We start from the raw sequence: 22,187 nt of genomic DNA, 5'->3' as shown, positions 1-22,187 counted from the left end.
AAAAATGGATATGAAGAGAGTTTATATATATAGTACATTATGCTTTTTATTGAGTTATGCTAAGGCAGGGGCGCAACAGACGGAGCAGCAACTAACGGAAAGAGTGTCGGGGACAGCAACAATTGCAGCGGTCGACGATAAACAAATTGCCAAGCGGAGCTTAGCTGAGTGTATCCAGTTGGCAATAAAGGCCAATCCAACCTTATTGCAGAATGAACTCGATGTGAAGCGTGCGGAGGTGAATTTAGCTCAGGCGAAAGCGAATAGACTTCCCGATGTCGATGCGAGCCTACAACATAGCCTGACCTCAGGTCGATCGCAGGATAACTCGACCCTTCAATATATTTCATCCAACAACTCAACAGGGAATTTTTCTTTGGGAGCCAGCCTGCCGTTATTTAGAGGGTTTCGTCTATTTAACGAAATTCGGATGCGTGCTGATGCAAAGACAGCTGGTAAATTGACTTTTGATACGCAGATTAATAACCTAAAACTAGATGTTATTACCGCTTATATTCAAAGCTTGACTGCCCAGGATATATTGCGGCAATCCGAAATGCAAACTGAAGTAACCCGAGAACAGGTCAGACGTGCGGAGAGCATGCATAAGGAAGGCGCAATTAACCCTGGGGATTATTTTGATTTGAAAGGACAACTGGCAAATGATGTCAACACGATTGAAAATAATCGTCAGTTACTATACAGCAGCCGGGTGAAACTGGCGGCCTTATTGAATATGGCTGAAAATCAATTAGGGGAATTGGACAATATCGGAATAAATGAGACAGGGCAGCGTTTGGATGAGAAGCAATTATATGATATGGCTGTCGACCAATTGCCTGATATTAAAGCTTTGGATTATCGGATTAAAGTGGCGGAGCGGGATATTAAGATTGCGAAATCATACTATTATCCGTCTTTGAGTCTGAGCGCTGGCTTAGGATCAAATTATTCGAAATTGGGGATTCAAGGAACGTATTGGTCCCAAATGCGTAATAACGTGGGAAAGTCTATTTCTCTAAATCTCTCAATTCCCATTTTTAATCATTTGCAAGTATATAACAACGTCCGCCTGGCAAAATTAGATCTACAAGCTGCTAAATTTCAAAAAGAGATCCAACAAAATGTCTTACGATCGGCGACGTCCAATGCGGTTTTTAATCTACAGAATGCGAGTAACATGATTACACAATTACGTAGTCAAAATGAAAACTACGCGGAGTCTTTTCGCATAGCCAAAGTCGTTTTCGAATTGGGAAACAGTAATTCAGTGATTTTTTTAACGGCAAAAAACAAATTTGACAACAGTCAGATTCAATTGGTCGTCAAGCAGTATGAATGGCTGCTGCAAAAATATATCAATGATTATTACGCAGGCTCGTTGAATTTATAATTATCTTAGTATCTTCAATGAAGTCAGGAAGTATGAAAAAAGCATCTATTTTAGTCGTTGATGATGACCAGGATTTATTAACTGCGGCAAGAATCTTGCTTAAACCTAAAGTCAGTCATATACAAGTTGAACCCAATCCCGAGAACTTAATAGCACATCTGGAGAAAACGCCTTATGATCTGGTACTTTTAGATATGAATTTTAAAAGTACGATCAATACCGGTAATGAGGGATTATATTGGTTGTCCCGGATCAAAGAAAAGTTTCCTCAGATACATGTCATTATGATTACGGCGTATGGAGCTGTCGACCTCGCTGTGAAATCGCTGAAACAGGGAGCATCAGATTTTGTTGTGAAACCCTGGGAAAATGAACAATTATTGGCAACGATCGAAAGCGCTCTTGCTGAATCAAAAAATAAAGAAAAGAAAAGTAAAAGTTCCTTGCTCAGTAGTGCCAATAGTCTTGATTTGATTGGTAACTCTGTTGTTATGGACGAACTGCAATATAAATTGGAAAAAATAGCGCCAACTGATGCCAATATATTAATATTAGGTGAAAATGGGACAGGGAAAGACCTGATTGCTCAAGCTATTCAACGAAGATCCTTGCGTTCAGATCGGACTTATGTTAAGGTTGATGTTGGGGCGCTCACAGAAACATTGTTTGAAAGCGAGCTTTTCGGTTATAAGAAGGGCGCATTTACGGATGCACGTGAAGACCGTCAAGGGCGATTTGAAGCGGCAAATGGGGGGACCTTGTTCCTCGATGAAATTGGCAATATCTCTTTGCAGCAACAAGCCAAATTGTTGACGGTACTACAGAATAGACAGGTGACACCGTTAGGTTCCTACCAACCAATATCGGTGGATATACGCTTGATCTCAGCAACCAATGTTCCATTGAAACAGCTCGCTGATGAAAGCCGTTTTCGAAAAGACTTAATTTATCGGATCAATACCGTTGAAATTCAGGTGCCGCCATTGCGTGAAAGGGGGGAAGATATCAAACTATTGGCTGATCATTTTCTCGATATTTATTCAAAGAAATATAATAAGCGGATTGAAGGCTTCGAAACGGATGCAGTAAAAAAAATGTGTGCATATCATTTTCCCGGCAACGTCCGAGAACTCCAATACAGCATCGAGCGTGCCGTTATTATGGCTGATCAACTCAGTATTGCCGGAAATGACCTCTTTTTCTCACCAATAGAACAGCAAACAGATAACCGAGTTGTCGAATCCAGTCCGAGCAGTCAGAATCTGGAAGAATTGGAACGTAAAGCAATCAAGTCGGCAATCGAGCGTTATAACGGAAATATCAGTAAAGCAGCAAAAGAATTAGGGCTTACAAGAGCAGCGTTGTATAGACGTTTGGAGAAATATGATATTTAGTCAATGAGGCACGGAAAAATCTTAAATGCAATCAAGGTTATAGTACTGCTGATAGCAGCACTTGTGAGTGCTTATCTGTTACTTAAAAGGGAATATGTACAGGCGGCTTTGATCTTCTGTATAATGCTATACCTTGGTTTTAACCTATATGCACAATATAATTTTTTGGCCAGACAGCTGATTGAATTTTCCGAAGCGGTCAAATACCGTGATTTTACCAGACGTTTCCTGGTGAAAAATACCAAGTCGGTAGAGGGGCAGCTTTTTATGGCCTTTAATCAGATCAACGAAACCTATAAAGAGATCAGCATTAAGCAGGAAATTCAGCATCAATACCTCGATCGTGTAATCAATATGCTAAATTCGGCAATTATCTTTTACGAAATGGATAGTGGAAAGGTGATGTGGGTGAATGAGGCTTTTAAGCAACTATTTCATTTGCCACATCTCGGAAACATCGCTGGGTTGAAGAAAAAAAACAATGATCTTTATGAAAAAACCATGTTACTTGAAAACGGACAGCAGCAGATGGAGTCCGTTCAGTCAAGTAAAGGAAAAATAAAATTATTGATTCAGAGCTCAAGCTTTGAGACACAGGACGCTTTGTTTCGCATTGTCGTGTACCAAAATATCAACGAAGCAATTGATGAGACAGAAACAAAGGCATGGCACAAGTTATTGCGTGTATTGACACATGAAATCATGAATTCCATCGCTCCAATCAGCTCACTGGCTGAAACCTTAAACGGTCGTTTGGACCATTTTAAAGGAGCTGAGGATATTGATGATCTAAAAACAGGTATTTCCACCATAAAACGCCGTAGCGAAGGACTTTTACATTTTGCGAAGAGTTATCGCATGATCAATAAAGTCGATCAGCCGCAGCTAGCGCCGATTCAAATTTCGCAGTTATTTGAACATATCTATCAACTGCTTGAACCAACCTTGATTCAGAAAAATATTGATGTCGATATTATCCTGAAAAATACAAGGCTCATTTTATCTGCCGACGTCAATTTGATCGAACAGGTTATTATTAACTTAATGTTGAATGCGATAGATGCGGTTAAAAATAGGGAAGAAGCCTATATAAGTTTATCTGCTCTTGAAGTGGACGGCAAGGTGCAGATCCGGATTGAAGATAACGGGGCAGGGATTCCTGCCGACCTTCAGGAGCAGATCTTCACGCCATTTTTTACAACAAAGAAAACGGGCACAGGTGTCGGCCTTACCCTAAGCAAACAGATCATGCTATTGCACAAAGGGACTATTTTTCTCAATAGCACGGAGGGAGAGGGAAGTGTTTTTGTCCTTCAGTTTTAGCAGGCATATTTCTTCTGGTCTGTTATTTTTCCAGTTTAATAGCATGTATTCCGGGGTAGCAAAAAACCTAATGTTCCATGTGAAAAATCATAAAATTTAGCGATGTTTGCAGCGAAATGAACTACATGCTTAAGTATTGGCGGCATTATTTTGTATCCCATAGTCGCCATGGGACCCATTCTCCTTTTGTTTATAAATTGGTTGACGAAGTGATCTATCGAAGGGCATCCAAAGCGAGCGTTTCAGAATTACCGCAAACTATTCAAAACGGAAGCAAGCTAGAACAGAAAAAGTATGCATTAATCGATCGACTATTAAAGACATTTGCTTACGACAATTTTAGCTATTGGGCCGATTGTCCGCTCGAAAGCTATCGGAATCTTTTGCAGGACCAATGTGGGAGTTATGCGTACCGACATATTTATTATATTGACCTGGAGGATCTTGACCTGAATTTTTTAGAAAATGTTGGCGATCGAGATCTATTGATTATAAACGAACCCCATGTGTCAGCGAAAAGGGAAGCCTACTGGAACAAGCTGAAACAGGATAATCGTGTTGTGGTTACCATAGATCTATACCGAATTGGGTTGGTTTACTTTAGAAAAGAACAACGAAAAGAGCATTTTCTGATACGATTTTAGATTGCTGTTACTGACACGGCCTGGTTGGGGGTTGGACAGTCATCAACAGCGTTCCGTTGAAACTGATATGTGCTTTTTAAATGTGTGGGCATTGGAAAGGGAGCGGGGAACAGCATCCATAAGGTCTAATCAGGGATGCTGTTCTTTTTTACAGGGCTATTTTTTTATTAAAAAGCTTCACTTAGGGACAGATAGAAACCCGATTGTCGTTTTTCTCCAGGCCGTTGTTCACCAAAGGAATAATCAAAGCGTATACTGCTATTGTGTTCGAGACTAAAGAAATATCTTAAGCCACCGCCATAACTTGCGACATATCGGCTGCTATTTTCCTTGGAAAAGGTCGATCCGAGCCCTGAAAATCCAACAATGCCAAAGCGTGGATGAAAGCGATAACGGAGTTCAGCCTGCGAGGCAAGGTAATTTTTGTCGCGATAACGTCCGAGGTAATATCCGCGCATCATCATGTCTCCACCGAGCTCACGGTAGTTGTAAAATGGTACGGTTTTTCCAAATGTGGAGCGAAAGATTCCTTGCAGGGCTAGCGTGACCTGGTTGTGCAGGGGAATAAAGCCACGGAGATCTACATCAAGGTTTGCCCCCGTAAAATCAGTACTTGTCCATAACTTTGGAGCATAGGCCAGTCGCAATTTAGCATAATATCCCTTTGTTGTATAAGAAACGTTGTCCCTATTATCAAACAATTGTGAGAGACCTACGAGTAACTGTTGCCCACCATGCTTTCCAATAAGATCGGAATGATTGAAAATGCGATCGGCACTATCGCTACGGATGGTGAAGTTGTCGTATTGAATGTTGATACCCGAATAGAGGTTATTGCTGACTTTTTTCTCAGCTTCGAGTTTGACGCGAAATAATTTTTGATCAATGCGTTCTTCATCTGCTTTCCAGGTGTCCATACCGACGCCATAATAGTTAAAGGGCCAATTGCGGTAGCGTATTTCACTGATCAGATGATAATCGTTGTTTTTGGTCCAAAGATCTGTCTGCAGCTTGAAGTTAGACTGACTATTGGATGTAAAGGTTCCCATGACCATGACGGTGGAGGTGCGGATTTTGGGATCAGATTTGTCCAGGTAGAAATTATAAGCGCTTGCCAGGCCGTATTCGACGCCTGTTTCCTGCGCATAACCAACGGCCGGTAAAACCATAAAACTACCGGAGCGTGTAGAATCTCTTTCGGAGGAAAGAAATTTTTTACTCAATTTTTGAATAATATTTTGAGCTTTCAATTCGGCCGATCCTACTAAAAATACCGTGAATAGTACGGAGTATCGGGTAAGTTTTGAAAGTGATTGCGGTAAAATTTGCATGCCCAAAGATAGTATATTAGCCAAATAACCAAAACAGGTAAATATGCAATCAAAAATTATTGTGCTGCATATCAGTATAATTGCCGAAAACTGTCTTTTTTTTTTGACAAATATTTTTGTAAAGTGAGTTTTGTGTCTATCTTTGCATCAGCAAACAAGGGAACAACGGTTCAAAACAACGAAAGTTTGCTTAGTTCTTTAAATGAAAAAAAATAAAAAATAAACTTGCAGAAATCAAAAGTAAATTCGATATTTGCACTCGCTGAAAAGGTAGAAATGCTTAGTCAGACGTTGATAGAATGTAAGTTTAAATAAAGATATTAGAAGCCTCTTTAGCTCAGCTGGTAGAGCAACTGACTTGTAATCAGTAGGTCATTGGTTCGATTCCGATAAGAGGCTCTAAATGTAACGAAAGTTACAGGTCTGGAGGGGTTCCAGAGCGGTCAAATGGGACGGACTGTAAATCCGTTGCTTCGGCTTCGAAGGTTCGAATCCTTCTCCCTCCACACTTTATTTTAATTAGGGTGTTAGATTTGCTCTAGTTTCTAATTATTAAGCGGAAGTAGCTCAGTTGGTAGAGCGATAGCCTTCCAAGCTATAGGTCGCGAGTTCGAACCTCGTCTTCCGCTCAAATTTTTCAAGTATTAAATTTAGTCTCTATCTTCTTTGATAATAATGTATCTAAAGGTGGGGGCATTAATACGTAAATAAGGTTTTTTAGTAAGCCGAAGTAGCTCAGGGGTAGAGCACTTCCTTGGTAAGGAAGAGGTCGTGGGTTCAAATCCCATCTTTGGCTCGTACTTGTGTAAAGTTAAGCAAGAGTATATAACAAATAGAAATAATTTATAATTACTAATTCGCATAAACATGGCAAAAGAGAAATTTGACCGTAGTAAACCACACTTAAACATTGGTACTATCGGTCACGTTGACCACGGTAAAACTACAACTACAGCTGCTATCACTAAAGTATTGGCTGATAAAGGTTTGTCAGAAGCTCGTTCATTTGATTCAATTGACTCTGCTCCTGAAGAAAAAGAGCGTGGTATCACAATCAATACTGCACACGTAGAATATTCTACAGCTAACCGTCACTATGCACACGTTGACTGTCCAGGTCACGCTGACTACGTTAAGAACATGGTAACTGGTGCTGCTCAAATGGACGGTGCTATCATCGTAGTTGCTGCGACTGATGGTCCTATGCCTCAAACTCGTGAGCACATCTTGTTGGCTCGCCAAGTAGGTGTTCCTGCGTTAGTAGTATTCATGAACAAAACTGACTTAGTTGATGACCCTGAGTTGTTAGACTTAGTTGAAATGGAAGTTCGTGAGTTATTATCATTCTACGAATTCCCTGGTGATGATATCCCTGTAATCAAAGGTTCTGCTTTAGGTGCATTGAACGGTGAGCCTGAGTGGGTTGATAAAATCATGGAATTGATGGATGCTGTAGATAACTACATTCCAATTCCTCCACGTTTGACTGACTTACCTTTCTTGATGCCAGTAGAAGACGTATTCTCGATCACAGGTCGTGGTACAGTTGCTACAGGTCGTATCGAAAGAGGTGTAATCAACTCTGGTGATCCAGTTGAGATCTTAGGTATGGGTGCTGAAAACTTGAAATCTACAGTAACAGGTGTTGAGATGTTCCGTAAAATCTTAGATTACGGTGAGGCTGGTGATAACGTAGGTTTATTGTTACGTGGTATTGAGAAAACTGATATCAAACGTGGTATGGTTATCTGTAAACCAGGTTCAGTAACTCCTCACGATCATTTCAAAGCTGAGGTTTACGTATTGTCAAAAGCTGAAGGTGGCCGTCACACTCCATTCTTCAACAAATACCGTCCTCAATTCTATTTCCGTACAACTGACGTAACTGGAGAGATCTCTTTACCAGAAGGTACTGAAATGGTTATGCCAGGTGATAACGTTACAATCAGCGTGAAATTAATTTCTGCTATTGCAATGGAAAAAGGTCTACGTTTCGCTATCCGTGAGGGTGGTCGTACAGTAGGTGCTGGTCAGGTAACTGAAATTATCTAGTCTTTAATAAAGATTTAGAATCACATAGAATAAGCTAATCGACTGAGGTTGATTAGCTTATTTTTTCGATAAGCGATTTATCGGATTAGAATAAAAAAAAGTAAAAAAAGATTTGCAGAAAGTGGTTTAAAACACTATATTTGCATCACAAAATAAGAAATACACGGGCATAGTTTAAAGGTAGAACGAAGGTCTCCAAAACCTTTGGTCTGGGTTCGAGTCCTGGTGCCCGTGCTTATAAAAACAGATAAACTAAAATGGCAAAAGTACTTGATTTTTTTAAAGACTCTTATGTAGAGATCACTGAGAAAGTGACTTGGCCTACATGGTCTCAGTTACAAAGTTCAGCTGTTATTGTGCTTGTTGCGTCTCTTCTTATTGCATTGGTTGTCTTTGTGATGGATAAAGCTTCAAGTGTAGGGTTAGAATTCTTGTACGGTATTGCTTCTTAATTTTTCAATCGTATTTATTTATGGCAGATCAAGGTTTAAAGTGGTACGTAGTTCGTGCTGTAAGTGGTAAAGAAAAGAAAGTAAAGCAATATATTGATGCCGAAGTTAGCCGTTTAGGTATTGAGCACTTGATTCCTCAGGTGTTGATTCCAATGGAAAAATACTACTTGATGCGCGATGGAAAGAAAGTTGCTAAAGAACGTAATTACTACCCTGGTTATGTTTTATTGGAAGCAGCTCTTGACGGTGAGTTGGAGCACATCATCAAAAATATCAATAGCGTCATTGGTTTCTTGGGAGATAAAGCTGGTAATGCTGTCCCTTTACGCCAAGCAGAAGTAAATCGTATCTTAGGTAAAGTGGATGAAATGGCCGAACAAGGTGAAACCATTAACGTTCCTTACTATGTGGGTGAAACAGTGAAAGTAAACGATGGTCCTTTCAATGGATTTACTGGAGAGATCGAAGAAGTCCACGAAGATAAAAAGAAATTAATCGTGATGGTGAAAGTCTTCGGTCGTAAGACTCCACTTGAACTGAACTACATGCAAGTAGAAAAAGAGTAAGATTAGTAATTAACGATAGAGAAAAGCTTTTCATGAAAATTGGAAGGCTTTTTTTTTGTATCTTACCGTAAATGAAAAGGCCAGGTATTTATCTATTCGCATTGTTTTATGTGCTGACATTGCTGAGCTGTGCAAATGTCGAGAAGTATAATCGATTTATCGAAACTCCCCTGGCAGTGGAAGCTATGCAGCAAGATATCAACTATGTTGAGCATAACTTATGGAAAATGCATCCGGACCTGTTTTTGTATATAGGGGAAGATCAATTAAAGACTAAGTTTGATAGCCTCCGTTCTACGATCCGTCAACCCTTACTACCCAACCAGTTTCAGCTGGCATTAGCGGCTGTTTTGTCCCAAGTCAGGCAGGGGCATATGACCTTAAGCCCGCTTATTTCCAAATTTGACCCGAAAGGTAAAGATAAAGTACGTTACCAAAAAAGTAAGGGACCCTTCTCACAATTAGGATTTCATTGGCAAGAAAATACATTGTATCTTTCAAAAAATGGAACGGCAGATTCAACGCTGATTGTCGGATCAAAAATTCTGGCTATTGAAGGGATACAGCCACAAAATTTATACACAAAATATCGCCCAACCTTTACCTCGGATGGGTATAATACAACATTTATAGATCAGGCTTTTGAACGTTTATTACCGCGGTATTACCAATTGGAATTGGGGTATCGCGATTCTATTGCTGTGGTGTTTTCTCGTGCCGATAGTACGTATGAGCGGGTTGTTGTCAGAAGATTTGAAGCACCTGAACAGAAGGGAAAGGTCGGGACAAGCCATGCGGATACGGAAAAACCGAATAAAAAGCCTTTGGAAAAGAAGGATAAGCCAATAGAAAAGAAGTCCGATACGAAAAAGCAGCGCAAGATATTCGGCTATAATGCCAATCTAAAAAGAATGAGCAAACAGCTCTCTTTCCCTGTCAAAGGCGATAGCAGTATTGCTTTATTGAAGGTGGCAGACTTTTCCTATGGGCGTCCAAAAGAAGCCTATCGAAGGATTTTTGATCGACTGGAGCTTAATTCGGTTCAATACCTGATCTTGGATCTTCGTGGCAATCTGGGCGGACGTTTGTCCGATGTTCGTGAATTATATAGCTATCTGGTAGAAGCGGATAAGTTCCAATTTGTTCAGCCAGCAGTGATCACCTCAAAATTCAAGTTGCCGTTCTATCAGATAAAAGGATTGCCAGGCTGGTCTTATCCCGTTTTATCACCATTTATTATACCAAGTGCTGTAGTATCTTGGACAAAGACCTTTTCCAAAGATGGGATAAATTATACTCACCTTACGGGAAGCAAAATTGAAAAATCAAAAGCGAATCGCTATCGCGGTGATTTATTTGTATTGATCGATGGCGGGACTTTTTCTGCAGCGAGTTTGATTGCTACAAATCTGAAAGTTGGGAAACGTGCTGTTTTCTTTGGTGAAGAGACTGGCGGGGCTGCTAGTGGTACGGTTGCAGGAGTTCTTCCTGTACTGAAACTGCCAAACTCCCATTTACGGTGGCGCTTTGGCTTAATGGACGTGAAGCCTTATTATCATGTAAACGAAGCGGGACGGGGTGTTATGCCGGATGTTTCCATTGTACGAAATGTTGATGATGTTGTAAAAGGGAAGGATCCGGTATTGGATAAGGTGTTGAAGATTATTAAAAGGCAGTAGCGCTGTTGTGACTTCGTTAAAACCGATTTTTTTAGCCTTGATTTTTAGAAAAGTGCTAAGATTATTTTTTTTGTAATAGGATGTCGGATCTAGGTGGGGATAAAAAAAACATAAATTCCTGAAAAATTAAAAGTTAGATACTTGCAGGATTCAAATCTTCTTATTAACTTTGCACCTCGGTTGGGGTGTTACGTCCTGGCCGATGAATGTTACGTTATTTGCTTCCAACTTACTAACAGACATTTAACAAAATTAAATTCAAAACAAAATGGCAAAAGAAGTCAGTGCGTTAGTAAAATTACAAGTTAAGGGCGGAGCTGCGAATCCTTCACCTCCAGTAGGACCTGCATTAGGTGCTAAAGGTGTGAATATCATGGATTTCTGTAAGCAGTTTAACGCTCGTACGCAAGACAAACCAGGTCAAGTATTACCTGTTGTCATTACAGTTTACGCTGATAAATCATTTGATTTTATCATCAAGACTCCACCGGTAGCAGTTCAGTTGAAAGACGCTGCTAAATTAAAAAGTGGATCTGGCGAGCCTAACCGTAAAAAAGTTGCGGCTATCACTTGGGAACAAGTTGAGACAATCGCTAAAGATAAAATGCCTGATTTAAATGCATTTACTGTAGAGGCTGCTATGAGAATGGTAGCTGGTACAGCACGTAGTATGGGTATTACTGTATCAGGTAATGCTCCTTGGAACAATTAATTAAGAAATCAATTTAAGAAAAGTGGCTAGATTAACAAAAAATCAAAAAGCGGCACTATCCAAAATTGAAGCTGGTAAAGCATACTCTTTGAAAGAAGCTTCGGCTTTAGTTAAAGAAATCTCATTGACCAAATTTGATGCTTCTGTGGATATCGACGTTCGTTTGGGCGTAGATCCTCGTAAAGCAAATCAAATGGTTCGTGGTATTGCAACATTACCTCACGGTACTGGTAAAACTGTTCGTGTTTTAGTTTTATGTACTCCTGATAAGGAAGAAGAAGCTAAAGCGGCAGGTGCAGACTACGTAGGTTTAGATGATTACATCAGCAAAATTGAAGGTGGTTGGACTGACGTTGATATCATTATTACTATGCCTAGTGTTATGGCTAAAGTTGGTAAATTGGGTCGTATTTTAGGTCCAAGAAACTTGATGCCTAACCCTAAAACTGGTACAGTTACAACAGAAGTTGGTAAAGCTGTAACAGATGTAAAAGGTGGTAAGATCGATTTCAAAGTTGACAAAACCGGTATCATCCATACTTCTATTGGTAAAGCGTCGTTCGATGCAGATAAGATATATGATAACGCACTAGAGGTATTACAAACTCTAGCTCGTTTGAAACCATCTGCAGCTAAAGGAACTTACTTTAAAAGTATTCACATTTCCTCAACTATGAGTCCTGGTATTCATATTGAGACTAAATCAGTAGCAGGTATTTAATCATGAGAAAAGAAGAAAAACAAGAAATTGTTCTAGCTTTGGCCGAACAGATTAAATCTTACGGTAACTTCTACATTACCGATACTGCTGAATTGTCAGTTGAAAAAGTGAATAACATTCGTCGTAAATGTTTTGAACAAGGCATCGAAATTAAAGCTGTAAAAAACACTTTAATCAAGAAAGCATTAATCGAAGCTGGTGTTGATGAAGAAGAAATCTTTGGAACGCTTAAAGGAGCGTCTACAATGATGTTTTCAGAAGTCGCTAACGCACCTGCGAAATTAATCAAAGAATTGCGTAAATCAGGTGAAAAACCGTTGTTAAAAGCGGCTTTCATTGAAGCAACTGCATTCGTTGGAGATAATCAATTAACTGCATTAGTTAATCTTAAATCTAAAAACGAACTTATTGCGGACGTTATCGCAGCCTTGGAATCTCCTGCGAAAAATGTTATTTCAGCTCTTCAATCAGGAGGAAATACTGTTGCAGGTTTAGTAAAAGCTTTAGAAGAAAGAGGTTAACGAATCCTCTAGAACAGAAACATTCGTTACAATTTAATTAACAATTTTTATAAAGTACATTCAAAAATTCAAAATAAAATGGCAGATTTAAAACAACTTGCTGAACAGTTAGTTAACTTAACAGTAAAAGAAGTTAAAGAATTAGCTGATATCTTAAAAGACGAGTATGGCATCGAGCCTGCTGCTGCTGCTGTTGCTGTAGCTGCTGCTCCAGCTGAAGGTGGTGCTGCTGCTGCAGAAGAGAAAACTTCATTTGACGTTATCTTGAAAGAAGCTGGTGGTCAAAAATTAGCTGTAGTTAAATTGGTTAAAGATTTAGCTGGATTAGGCTTGAAAGAAGCTAAAGATTTAGTTGACGGAGCACCTAAAGAATTAAAAGCTGGTGTATCTAAAGACGAAGCAGAAGCTTTGAAAAAACAATTAGAAGAAGCTGGTGCTGTTGTTGAGATTAAATAATCTCAACTAATTAGCCCGAAAAGGTTTAGACTCTGACGATTTTTCGTCAGAGTCTATTCCTATTTATATCAATACGCCACTATGCTGTGTATATGCTGGGCACAGTGGACACGTGGTTTACAGCATAAATGTAAGCGCAGTTTTTTTAAAACTAAAATTCATATTCCCTTGGCAAACAATAATATTCAACAAGAAAGAATAAACTTTGCAACAAGTAAGAAAGTATTGGAATATCCAGATTTCTTAGATGTGCAATTGGAATCTTTCAAGGAGTTTTTTCAATTAGAAACTACTTCTGACAACCGCCATCAGGAAGGGCTGTTCAAGGTATTCTCGGAAAACTTCCCTATTTCTGATTCAAGAAACATTTTTGTGCTAGAGTTTTTGGATTATTTCATTGATCCACCACGTTATGATATCCAAGAGTGTATCGAGCGCGGCTTGACTTATAGCGTTCCTTTAAAGGCTAAGTTAAAGTTATCTTGTAATGATGAAGAACACGAAGATTTCGAAACTATTGTTCAGGATGTGTATTTAGGGACTATCCCTTATATGACTCCTAAAGGTACTTTCGTGGTAAATGGTGCAGAGCGTGTGATCGTATCGCAGTTACACCGTTCACCAGGCGTTTTCTTTGGTCAAAGTAGACACACAAATGGTACTAAACTTTATTCTGCAAGGGTAATTCCTTTCAAAGGATCTTGGATCGAGTTTGCAACTGACGTAAACAACGTCATGTATGCGTATATCGACCGTAAAAAGAAATTCCCAGTGACTACCTTATTGCGTGCTATCGGTTACGATTCGGATAAAGATATCTTGGAATTGTTCGATTTAGCGGATGAAGTAAAAGTTAGTAAATCTGGTCTTAAAAAATATGTTGGTCGTCGTCTTGCGGCTAGGGTATTGAAAAAATGGGTAGAAGATTTCGTGGATGAGGATACAGGTGAAGTAGTATCTATCGACCGTAACGAAATTATCCTTGAGCGTGAAACTGTTCTAGAAGAAGATCACATTGATTTGATCATCGAAGCTGGCGTTAAGTCTATTATCTTAGCGAAAGATGATGAGTCAAACAATGCAGACTATTCTATTATATATAACACTTTACAAAAAGATACGTCCAACTCAGAAAAAGAAGCGGTAGAGCATATCTATCGTCAATTGCGTAACGCTGAACCACCAGATGAGGAAACTGCTCGTGGTATCATCGATCGTTTATTCTTCTCTGACAAACGTTATGATTTGGGTGATGTAGGTCGTTACCGTATCAATCGTAAATTGAAGTTGGGAACTCCGGATGATACGAAAGTATTAACCCGTGAGGATATCATTGCAATTGTGAAGTATTTGATCAATTTGATCAACTCTAAGGCCGAAGTAGATGATATTGACCACTTGTCAAACCGTCGTGTACGTACTGTAGGTGAACAATTATATGCTCAATTTGGTGTAGGTCTATCGCGTATGGCTCGTACCATTCGTGAGCGTATGAATATTCGTGATAATGAGGTGTTTACGCCAACTGATTTGATTAATGCACGTACACTTTCGTCCGTAATCAATTCGTTCTTCGGTACAAACCAGTTGTCTCAGTTCATGGACCAAACTAACCCTCTTGCTGAAATTACGCACAAGCGTCGTTTGTCAGCTTTAGGTCCAGGTGGTCTTTCTCGTGAGCGTGCAGGTTTCGAAGTTCGTGACGTTCACTACACACACTACGGTCGCCTTTGTACAATTGAAACTCCTGAAGGTCCAAACATCGGTTTGATCTCCTCATTGGCTGTACATGCGAAAATTAACCACTTAGGATTTATCGAGACTCCTTACCGTAAGGTAAAAGATGGGGTTGTTGTGGTTGATGAGCCGGTTGTATATTTATCTGCTGAGGATGAAGATGGTAAAACAATCGCACAAGCGAATGCTTTGTATGATGACAAAGGTAATTTCGAAGATGCGAAAGTGAAAGCCAGATATGAGGGTGACTTCCCAATTATCGAGCCTAATATGCTTGATTATATGGACGTTGCTCCAAACCAAATTACATCTATTGCGGCTTCATTGATTCCTTTCTTGGAACACGATGATGCTAACCGTGCATTGATGGGATCAAACATGCAACGTCAGGCCGTGCCTGTATTGCGTCCGCAAGCGCCTATCGTAGGTACTGGTCTTGAAGGTCGTGTTGCGAAAGATTCGCGTACATTGATCAATGCGGAAGGTCATGGTGTAGTAGAATATGTAGATGCTGATGAAATCAAAATCCGTTACGACAGAAACGACGATGATCGTCTTGTATCATTTGATGATGATGTCAAAACGTATAAATTGATCAAATTCAAGAAAACCAACCAAAATACATGTATGAACTTGAAGCCTATCGTTAAGAAAGGTCAACGAGTTGAACCAGGACAGGTGTTATGTGAAGGTTATGCGACTGAAAATGGTGAATTGGCATTAGGTCGTAACTTGAAAGTAGCGTTCATGCCTTGGCAAGGATATAACTTTGAGGATGCGATCGTAATTTCTGAGCGTGTAGCGAAAGAAGACTGGTTTACTTCTCTTCACATCGAAGAATTCGAACTTGAAGTTCGTGATACAAAACGTGGTGAAGAAGAGTTAACAGCTGATATTCCTAACGTATCTGAAGAAGCGACAAAAGATTTGGACGAAAACGGTATTATCCGTATCGGTGCTGAAGTTGGTGGCGGTGATATCTTAATTGGTAAAATCACACCTAAAGGTGAATCTGATCCTTCTCCAGAAGAGAAATTGTTACGTGCAATCTTTGGTGACAAAGCTGGTGACGTGAAAGATGCTTCATTGAAAACTCCACCGTCATTAAAAGGTGTTGTTATCGATACGAAGTTATTCTCGCGTGCGAAGAAAATGTCTAAAGAGGTTGAACGTAAAACTTTAGAGAAACTAGAGGTTGCTCACGATAGAGCGGTTAAATCATTGAAAGACCGTTTGGTTGAAAAATTATTCACTGTTGTGAATGGTAAAACTAGCCAAGGGGTATACAATGTCTATAAAGAGTTGTTGGTTGCTAAGGGAGCTAAGTTTACACAAAAAATTCTAGCTGAATTAGATTACAACAACATCAACCCAATGGGATGGACAACTGACGAAGATAAAAACGAGTTGATCAAAATGGCCCTTCATAATTACAACATTAAAATTAATGAAGAGTTAGGTTCGTTCAAACGTGATAAATTCGCAGTATCTGTCGGTGATGAACTTCCATCAGGAATTGTGCAGATGGCTAAGGTTTACGTTGCTAAAAAACGTAAGTTGAAAGTAGGGGATAAGATGGCCGGTCGTCACGGTAACAAAGGTATCGTTGCACGTATTGTACGTGATGAGGATATGCCATTCTTAGAAGATGGTACACCAGTTGATATCGTGTTGAACCCACTCGGGGTACCTTCACGGATGAACTTGGGACAGATCTACGAAACCGTATTGGGTTGGGCTGGTCAAAAACTAGGTGTGAAATTTGCTACACCTATCTTTGATGGTGCTGAAATGGATCAGGTACAGGATTGGGTTGCGAAAGCTGGTTTACCAAAATCAGGACGTACATATTTGTACAACGGATTGACGGGTGACCGTTTCGATCAACCAACGACAGTGGGTGTAATCTACATGTTGAAATTAGGTCACATGGTTGATGATAAAATGCACGCACGCTCAATCGGTCCGTACTCATTGATCACACAACAACCGCTGGGTGGTAAAGCGCAATTCGGTGGTCAACGTTTCGGTGAGATGGAGGTTTGGGCATTGGAAGCATTCGGTGCGTCTAACATCCTTCAAGAAATCTTGACTGTGAAATCGGATGACGTGGTTGGTCGTGCCAAAACTTACGAGGCTATCGTAAAAGGTAACAATCTTCCGACACCATCGGTACCAGAATCGTTCAACGTATTGGTACACGAGCTACGTGGATTGGGTCTAGATATCACATTGGATTAATTAAGCAATTAGGGCTTTGAAGGACTCAGTCCTTCAAGGCTTCTTTATAAAGCTTTAACTTTTGAATAAGTATGTCTTACAAAAAAGATAATAAAATTAAAAGCAACTTCACTTCGATTACGATCAGCTTGGCTTCTCCAGAAACTATTTTGGAACGCTCAAGTGGTGAAGTTACAAAACCGGAAACGATTAACTATCGTACCTACAAACCGGAACGTGACGGTTTATTCTGTGAGCGTATTTTTGGTCCTGTAAAGGATTACGAATGTCACTGTGGTAAATACAAACGTATCCGTTATAAAGGTATTGTGTGTGACCGTTGTGGTGTTGAAGTAACAGAGAAAAAGGTACGTCGTGAGCGTATGGGACATATCAACTTGGTAGTTCCTGTTGCACACATTTGGTATTTCCGTTCTCTTCCTAATAAAATTGGTTATTTATTGGGACTTCCTACCAAGAAATTGGATATGATCATTTACTACGAACGTTATGTGGTTATCCAAGCTGGTATTAAGGAAGAAGATGGTATCAACTTCATGGACTTCTTGACTGAAGAAGAATATTTAGATATTTTAGATACCCTACCAAAAGAAAATCAATATTTAGACGATAACGATCCTCAAAAATTCGTTGCTAAGATGGGTGCTGAGGCGTTGGAAGATTTGTTGAAACGTATTGATTTGGATCAATTGTCATACGACTTACGTCACCAAGCTGCTAATGAGACTTCGCAACAACGTAAAAATGAGGCTTTAAAACGTCTTCATGTGGTTGAAGCTTTCCGTAGCTCACGTGAAAATATCGAGAATCGTCCAGAATGGATGATTGTGAAAATCGTTCCAATCATTCCACCTGAATTGCGTCCTTTAGTGCCTTTGGATGGTGGTCGTTTTGCGACTTCGGATTTGAATGACTTATACCGTCGTGTGATTATCCGTAACAACCGTCTAAAACGTTTGATCGAAATCAAAGCTCCTGAAGTAATCTTACGTAACGAAAAACGTATGCTTCAAGAAGCGGTAGACTCTTTGTTTGACAACTCACGTAAAGTGAATGCTGTTAAGACAGAAGGTAACCGTGCATTGAAGTCTTTATCTGATATTTTAAAAGGTAAACAAGGTCGTTTCCGTCAAAACTTGTTAGGTAAGCGTGTGGATTATTCGGCTCGTTCGGTAATTGTTGTAGGTCCTCACTTGAAATTACACGAGTGTGGTCTTCCTAAAGATATGGCTGCTGAACTTTACAAACCGTTTATCATCCGTAAGATGATCGAGCGTGGTATTGTAAAAACAGTAAAATCAGCTAAGAAAATTGTGGATCGTAAAGATCCTGTGGTATGGGATATCCTTGAAAATGTATTGAAAGGTCACCCTGTATTACTAAACCGTGCACCTACGCTTCACCGTTTGGGTATTCAGGCTTTCCAACCTACATTGGTAGAAGGTAAAGCTATTCAATTACACCCATTAGTGTGTACAGCGTTCAACGCCGATTTTGACGGTGACCAGATGGCAGTCCACTTACCTCTTGGTAATGCTGCAGTTTTGGAAGCCCAAATCTTGATGTTAGGCGCGCACAATATCTTAAACCCTGCGAATGGTTCTCCAATCACAGTACCATCTCAAGACATGGTATTGGGTCTTTACTATATTACTAAAGGCCGTAGAACTGCTGGCGATCATATCGTAAGAGGTCAAGATATGACTTTCTATTCGGCTGAAGAGGTTATCATCGCTTTAAATGAGAAGCAAATTGACCTTCACGCTTGGATTAAAGTAAAAACAAAAGTTAGACAAAAAGATGGTAGCATCGTTGATACCTTGTTAGAAACAACAGTAGGTCGCGTGATCTTCAACCAAGTTGTTCCTGATGAAATGGGTTTTGTCAATGAATTGCTTACTAAAAAATCGTTGCGTAATATCATCGGTGAGATTGTGAAGACTACGGGTATGGCTCGTGCAGCACAGTTCTTGGATGATATGAAAGAATTGGGATATCAAACAGCCTTCAAAGGTGGTCTTTCTTTCAACTTGGAAGATTTGAACATTCCTGCTGCGAAAGCTGAATTGATTCAACAAGCAACTAACGAGGTTGAAGAAGTAATGAATAACTATAACATGGGTTTCATTACAAACAACGAACGTTACAACCAAATCATCGATATCTGGACGCGTATTAATAACAGATTGACTGCGCACGTTATGGATATTCTTTCGAATGATAATCAAGGTTTCAACTCAGTTTACATGATGTTGGATTCTGGAGCCCGTGGTTCGAAAGAGCAGATCCGTCAGTTATGTGGTATGCGTGGTTTGATGGCGAAACCTCAAAAATCAGGTACATCTGGTGGTGAGATTATCGAAAACCCGATCTTATCAAACTTTAAAGAAGGTTTGTCCGTATTGGAGTACTTTATCTCTACCCACGGTGCGCGTAAAGGTCTTGCCGATACGGCATTGAAAACAGCGGATGCGGGTTACTTGACCCGTCGTTTACATGACGTAGCACAAGATATGATCGTTGTGGAACAAGATTGTGGTGGTTTGCGTGGTATTTATACAACAGCATTGAAAGATAATGATGATGTTGTTGAGCCATTGTTCGATCGTATTTTGGGTCGTACGCCATTGCATGATGTATTCCATCCAGATACAGAGGAATTGATCGTTTCTGCAAATGAAGATATCACCGAAGAAATCGCTGAGACTATCGAAAAAGCTGGTATTGAAGGAATTGAGATCCGTACGGTATTAACTTGTGAGTCTAAGCGCGGTGTTTGTGCTTGTTGTTATGGACGTAACTTGGCGTCAGGTAAGCGTGTTCAGTTAGGTGAAGCTGTGGGTGTTATCGCCGCTCAATCAATTGGTGAGCCAGGTACACAGTTGACACTTCGTACATTCCACGTGGGTGGTACGGCATCGAACATTGCTGCTGATTCAAGTATTATTTCTAAATACGATGGTAAAATCGAATTTGAAAACGTACGTACTGTTTCGCAAACAAATGATAATGGTACACATCAAGTTGTCTTAGGACGTTCTGGTGAGGTTAAGATTATCGATGCACATAATAAAATCGTGTTCCAGCAAAATATCCCTTACGGTTCGCAGTTATTTGTTGAAGATGGCAGCAACGTGTCTAAAGGTGATAAATTAGTGGAATGGGATCCATATAATGCAGTAATTATTTCCGAATTTGCCGGTAAAGTTGAATTTGATGCAATCATTGAAGGTGTTACCTTCCGTGAGGAGTCAGATGAGCAAACTGGTCACAAAGAAAAGGTAATTATTGAAACACGTGATAAAACGAAAAACCCATCCATCAAGATTCTTGATAAATCAGGCGAGGTTATTCGTACCTACAATATCCCAGTAGGCGCCCACGTTGCAGTTGCTAATGGTGTGACTGTGAAAGAAGGTGGTATCCTTGTTAAGATCCCTCGTTCTACAGGTAAAACACGAGATATCACGGGTGGTCTACCACGTGTAACCGAGTTATTCGAAGCACGTAACCCTTCTAACCCTGCTGTTGTAACAGAAATCGATGGTGTGGTAACGTTGGGTGGTGTGAAACGTGGTAACCGTGAGATGTCTATCGAGTCTCGTGATGGTCAAATCAAGAAATACTTGGTACCTCTTTCTAAACATATCCTTGTTCAGGATAATGACTTTGTGAAAGCGGGTATGCCATTATCAGATGGTTCGATCTCTCCTGCGGATATCTTGTCGATCAAAGGTCCATCAGCGGTACAACATTACATTGTGAATGGTATCCAAGAGGTATACCGTCTGCAAGGTGTGAAGATCAACGATAAACACTTCGAGACGATCGTTCACCAAATGATGCAAAAAGTTAACATCGAAGATCCGGGAGATACGCGTTTCTTAGAAAAAGAAGCGGTTAACAAATGGGATTTCATGGAAGAAAATGATTCCTTGTTTGACAAGAAAGTTGTCGTTGATGCAGGAGACTCCAATAACTTACGTCCGGGACAGATTGTTTCTTTACGTAAGTTAAGAGAAGAGAACTCTAGCCTGAAACGTCGTGACTTAAAGCTTGTTGAAGTTCGTGAAGCAATTCCGGCAACTTCAAGTCCATTGTTGCAAGGTATTACAAGAGCTTCATTGGGTACGAAATCGTTCATCTCTGCAGCCTCTTTCCAAGAGACTACAAAGGTGTTGAACGAGGCTGCCATCGCAGGTAAACGTGATAACTTATTAGGTTTGAAAGAAAACGTAATCGTTGGTCACTTGATCCCTTCTGGTACAGGTATCCGTCAGTACAGCAATTTAATCGTCGGCTCTCGCGAGGAGTACGATCAATTGTTGGCTTCGAAAGAAGAAGATTAATCTATCATAGATTATTTTATATAGAAAGGTCCAGACGAATGTCTGGACCTTTCTTGTTTCTATAGTAACCTTATTTGATATTGAAGAAGGTCGTAAAATATATTTAACTACCCTTTTAGCTGTGAAATTGCTTGTTAGGGGAGGGCGTGAACTGAAATTTATAGCGAGCAGCTTGGCCGTTTAATTGGTTAATTTTACCTGATAGGACGGTTTAAGGCATAGCTATCTTAAATGAATCGTTCAATGTTACAGTTAGTTAACCTTAATATTAAAAAATAATAAACAAAAGGCTTGGAAGTTTGTTAACAAACTCCCTATCTTTGCACCACTCCGCAAGGGAGGGACGGTTGCTTCGCAGGAAGAAACCATGAAAAAAAGAAGGGTTTAAGGGAGTTTGGCAGGATTTAAAATCCCGCTGGGTTTATTTTAAACGCGGAAATCGGAAAAAGAGAAAAGAAAAAAAACTTCAGAAAGTTTTTGGAAGTTCAGAAAAGATTTCTACCTTTGCAGTCCCAACGGAAACGAAGGGAAAAACAAAACGATAAAGAGGGGCGCAATGCCTGTCGGAATATAGCGGATACGGAAGTTGAAGCGACAAAAGTTCTTTAAGAAAACA

The 22,187-nt window shown here is 39.9% G+C and carries 15 protein-coding genes and 5 tRNA genes; 19 read left to right on the top strand and 1 reads right to left on the bottom strand.

From position 1 onward, the window contains the following. Window positions 1-10: 10 nt before the first annotated feature. The 4 genes from AAW12_RS03620 (at window position 11) to AAW12_RS26595 (ending at window position 4,754) form a co-directional block, all read left to right on the top strand. A complete protein-coding gene (locus AAW12_RS03620; protein ID WP_197083967.1) occupies window positions 11-1,393 on the top strand; it encodes a TolC family protein in 1,383 nt (460 codons plus the stop codon). A 32-nt stretch (window positions 1,394-1,425) separates the two neighbouring features. After that, window positions 1,426-2,787, top strand: coding sequence for a sigma-54-dependent transcriptional regulator (locus AAW12_RS03615; RefSeq protein WP_046672287.1), 1,362 nt, complete (start codon window positions 1,426-1,428; stop codon window positions 2,785-2,787). A gap of 3 nt (window positions 2,788-2,790) precedes the next feature. Beyond that, window positions 2,791-4,110 (top strand): sensor histidine kinase, encoded by a 1,320-nt coding sequence (locus AAW12_RS03610; RefSeq protein ID WP_046672246.1) that lies wholly within the window; start codon window positions 2,791-2,793, stop codon window positions 4,108-4,110. A 125-nt stretch (window positions 4,111-4,235) separates the two neighbouring features. Continuing rightward, window positions 4,236-4,754, top strand: a complete 519-nt coding sequence (locus AAW12_RS26595) for a hypothetical protein (protein ID WP_046672245.1) — start codon at window positions 4,236-4,238, stop codon at window positions 4,752-4,754. Between the two features lie 167 nt (window positions 4,755-4,921). On the opposite strand, the gene AAW12_RS03600 is transcribed toward AAW12_RS26595, so the two are convergent. Then, a complete protein-coding gene (locus AAW12_RS03600; protein ID WP_046672244.1) occupies window positions 4,922-6,085 on the bottom strand; it encodes a BamA/TamA family outer membrane protein in 1,164 nt (387 codons plus the stop codon). Window positions 6,086-6,411: 326 nt separating this feature from the next. On the opposite strand from AAW12_RS03600, the gene AAW12_RS03595 reads away from it, so the two are divergent. The 15 genes from AAW12_RS03595 to rpoC all read left to right on the top strand — a co-directional run bounded on the left by AAW12_RS03595 (window position 6,412) and on the right by rpoC (window position 21,571). After that, a tRNA-Thr gene (locus AAW12_RS03595) sits at window positions 6,412-6,484 on the top strand. A 26-nt stretch (window positions 6,485-6,510) separates the two neighbouring features. Continuing rightward, a tRNA-Tyr gene (locus AAW12_RS03590) sits at window positions 6,511-6,591 on the top strand. Between the two features lie 50 nt (window positions 6,592-6,641). Then, window positions 6,642-6,714, top strand: a tRNA-Gly gene (locus tag AAW12_RS03585). A gap of 95 nt (window positions 6,715-6,809) precedes the next feature. Further along, window positions 6,810-6,881, top strand: a tRNA-Thr gene (locus AAW12_RS03580). Between the two features lie 71 nt (window positions 6,882-6,952). Continuing rightward, window positions 6,953-8,137: an elongation factor Tu gene (tuf, locus tag AAW12_RS03575; RefSeq protein ID WP_046672243.1), complete on the top strand. Its 1,185-nt coding sequence runs from the start codon at window positions 6,953-6,955 to the stop codon at window positions 8,135-8,137. 163 nt (window positions 8,138-8,300) lie between these two features. After that, window positions 8,301-8,371 (top strand) — tRNA-Trp (locus AAW12_RS03570). A gap of 23 nt (window positions 8,372-8,394) precedes the next feature. After that, window positions 8,395-8,589, top strand: coding sequence for a preprotein translocase subunit SecE (gene secE / locus AAW12_RS03565; RefSeq protein WP_028072657.1), 195 nt, complete (start codon window positions 8,395-8,397; stop codon window positions 8,587-8,589). 20 nt (window positions 8,590-8,609) lie between these two features. Further along, the gene (gene nusG / locus AAW12_RS03560) at window positions 8,610-9,155 is read left to right on the top strand and encodes a transcription termination/antitermination protein NusG (protein WP_046672242.1); all 546 of its coding nucleotides are present in this window, start codon (window positions 8,610-8,612) and stop codon (window positions 9,153-9,155) included. Window positions 9,156-9,226: 71 nt separating this feature from the next. Beyond that, window positions 9,227-10,834, top strand: a complete 1,608-nt coding sequence (locus AAW12_RS03555) for a S41 family peptidase (protein ID WP_046672241.1) — start codon at window positions 9,227-9,229, stop codon at window positions 10,832-10,834. Between the two features lie 268 nt (window positions 10,835-11,102). Beyond that, a complete protein-coding gene (rplK, locus tag AAW12_RS03550) occupies window positions 11,103-11,546 on the top strand; it encodes a 50S ribosomal protein L11 (RefSeq protein ID WP_028072660.1) in 444 nt (147 codons plus the stop codon). A 22-nt stretch (window positions 11,547-11,568) separates the two neighbouring features. Further along, window positions 11,569-12,267 carry a 50S ribosomal protein L1 gene (gene rplA / locus AAW12_RS03545; RefSeq protein WP_046672240.1) on the top strand — a complete coding sequence of 233 codons (699 nt, stop codon included), beginning with the start codon at window positions 11,569-11,571 and terminating at the stop codon, window positions 12,265-12,267. A gap of 2 nt (window positions 12,268-12,269) precedes the next feature. After that, window positions 12,270-12,788 (top strand): 50S ribosomal protein L10, encoded by a 519-nt coding sequence (gene rplJ / locus AAW12_RS03540; protein ID WP_046672239.1) that lies wholly within the window; start codon window positions 12,270-12,272, stop codon window positions 12,786-12,788. A gap of 78 nt (window positions 12,789-12,866) precedes the next feature. Continuing rightward, window positions 12,867-13,244, top strand: a complete 378-nt coding sequence (gene rplL, locus AAW12_RS03535; RefSeq protein ID WP_002992785.1) for a 50S ribosomal protein L7/L12 — start codon at window positions 12,867-12,869, stop codon at window positions 13,242-13,244. Between the two features lie 168 nt (window positions 13,245-13,412). Then, window positions 13,413-17,222, top strand: coding sequence for a DNA-directed RNA polymerase subunit beta (gene rpoB, locus AAW12_RS03530; RefSeq protein ID WP_046672286.1), 3,810 nt, complete (start codon window positions 13,413-13,415; stop codon window positions 17,220-17,222). A 71-nt stretch (window positions 17,223-17,293) separates the two neighbouring features. Next, window positions 17,294-21,571, top strand: coding sequence for a DNA-directed RNA polymerase subunit beta' (gene rpoC, locus AAW12_RS03525; RefSeq protein ID WP_046672238.1), 4,278 nt, complete (start codon window positions 17,294-17,296; stop codon window positions 21,569-21,571). The last annotated feature ends 616 nt before the right edge of the window (window positions 21,572-22,187 follow it).

The sequence above is a fragment of the Sphingobacterium sp. Ag1 genome, assembly GCF_000988325.1.
Classification (GTDB): Bacteria; Bacteroidota; Bacteroidia; order Sphingobacteriales; family Sphingobacteriaceae; genus Sphingobacterium.
Note: the sequence above shows the minus strand (reverse complement) of the source record. Positions and strands in the feature narration are given on the sequence as shown.

Bases quoted from the DNA above. Each gene is read 5' to 3' on its own strand.
- AAW12_RS03620 (WP_197083967.1), top strand. From the start codon at position 11: ATGAAGAGAGTTTATATATATAGTACATTATGCTTTTTATTGAGTTAT.
- AAW12_RS03615 (WP_046672287.1), top strand. From the start codon at position 1,426: ATGAAAAAAGCATCTATTTTAGTCGTTGATGATGACCAGGATTTATTA.
- AAW12_RS03610 (WP_046672246.1), top strand. From the start codon at position 2,791: ATGAGGCACGGAAAAATCTTAAATGCAATCAAGGTTATAGTACTGCTG.
- AAW12_RS26595 (WP_046672245.1), top strand. From the start codon at position 4,236: ATGCTTAAGTATTGGCGGCATTATTTTGTATCCCATAGTCGCCATGGG.
- AAW12_RS03600 (WP_046672244.1), bottom strand. From the start codon at position 6,085: ATGCAAATTTTACCGCAATCACTTTCAAAACTTACCCGATACTCCGTA.
- tuf (WP_046672243.1), top strand. From the start codon at position 6,953: ATGGCAAAAGAGAAATTTGACCGTAGTAAACCACACTTAAACATTGGT.
- secE (WP_028072657.1), top strand. From the start codon at position 8,395: ATGGCAAAAGTACTTGATTTTTTTAAAGACTCTTATGTAGAGATCACT.
- nusG (WP_046672242.1), top strand. From the start codon at position 8,610: ATGGCAGATCAAGGTTTAAAGTGGTACGTAGTTCGTGCTGTAAGTGGT.
- AAW12_RS03555 (WP_046672241.1), top strand. From the start codon at position 9,227: ATGAAAAGGCCAGGTATTTATCTATTCGCATTGTTTTATGTGCTGACA.
- rplK (WP_028072660.1), top strand. From the start codon at position 11,103: ATGGCAAAAGAAGTCAGTGCGTTAGTAAAATTACAAGTTAAGGGCGGA.
- rplJ (WP_046672239.1), top strand. From the start codon at position 12,270: ATGAGAAAAGAAGAAAAACAAGAAATTGTTCTAGCTTTGGCCGAACAG.
- rplL (WP_002992785.1), top strand. From the start codon at position 12,867: ATGGCAGATTTAAAACAACTTGCTGAACAGTTAGTTAACTTAACAGTA.
- rpoC (WP_046672238.1), top strand. From the start codon at position 17,294: ATGTCTTACAAAAAAGATAATAAAATTAAAAGCAACTTCACTTCGATT.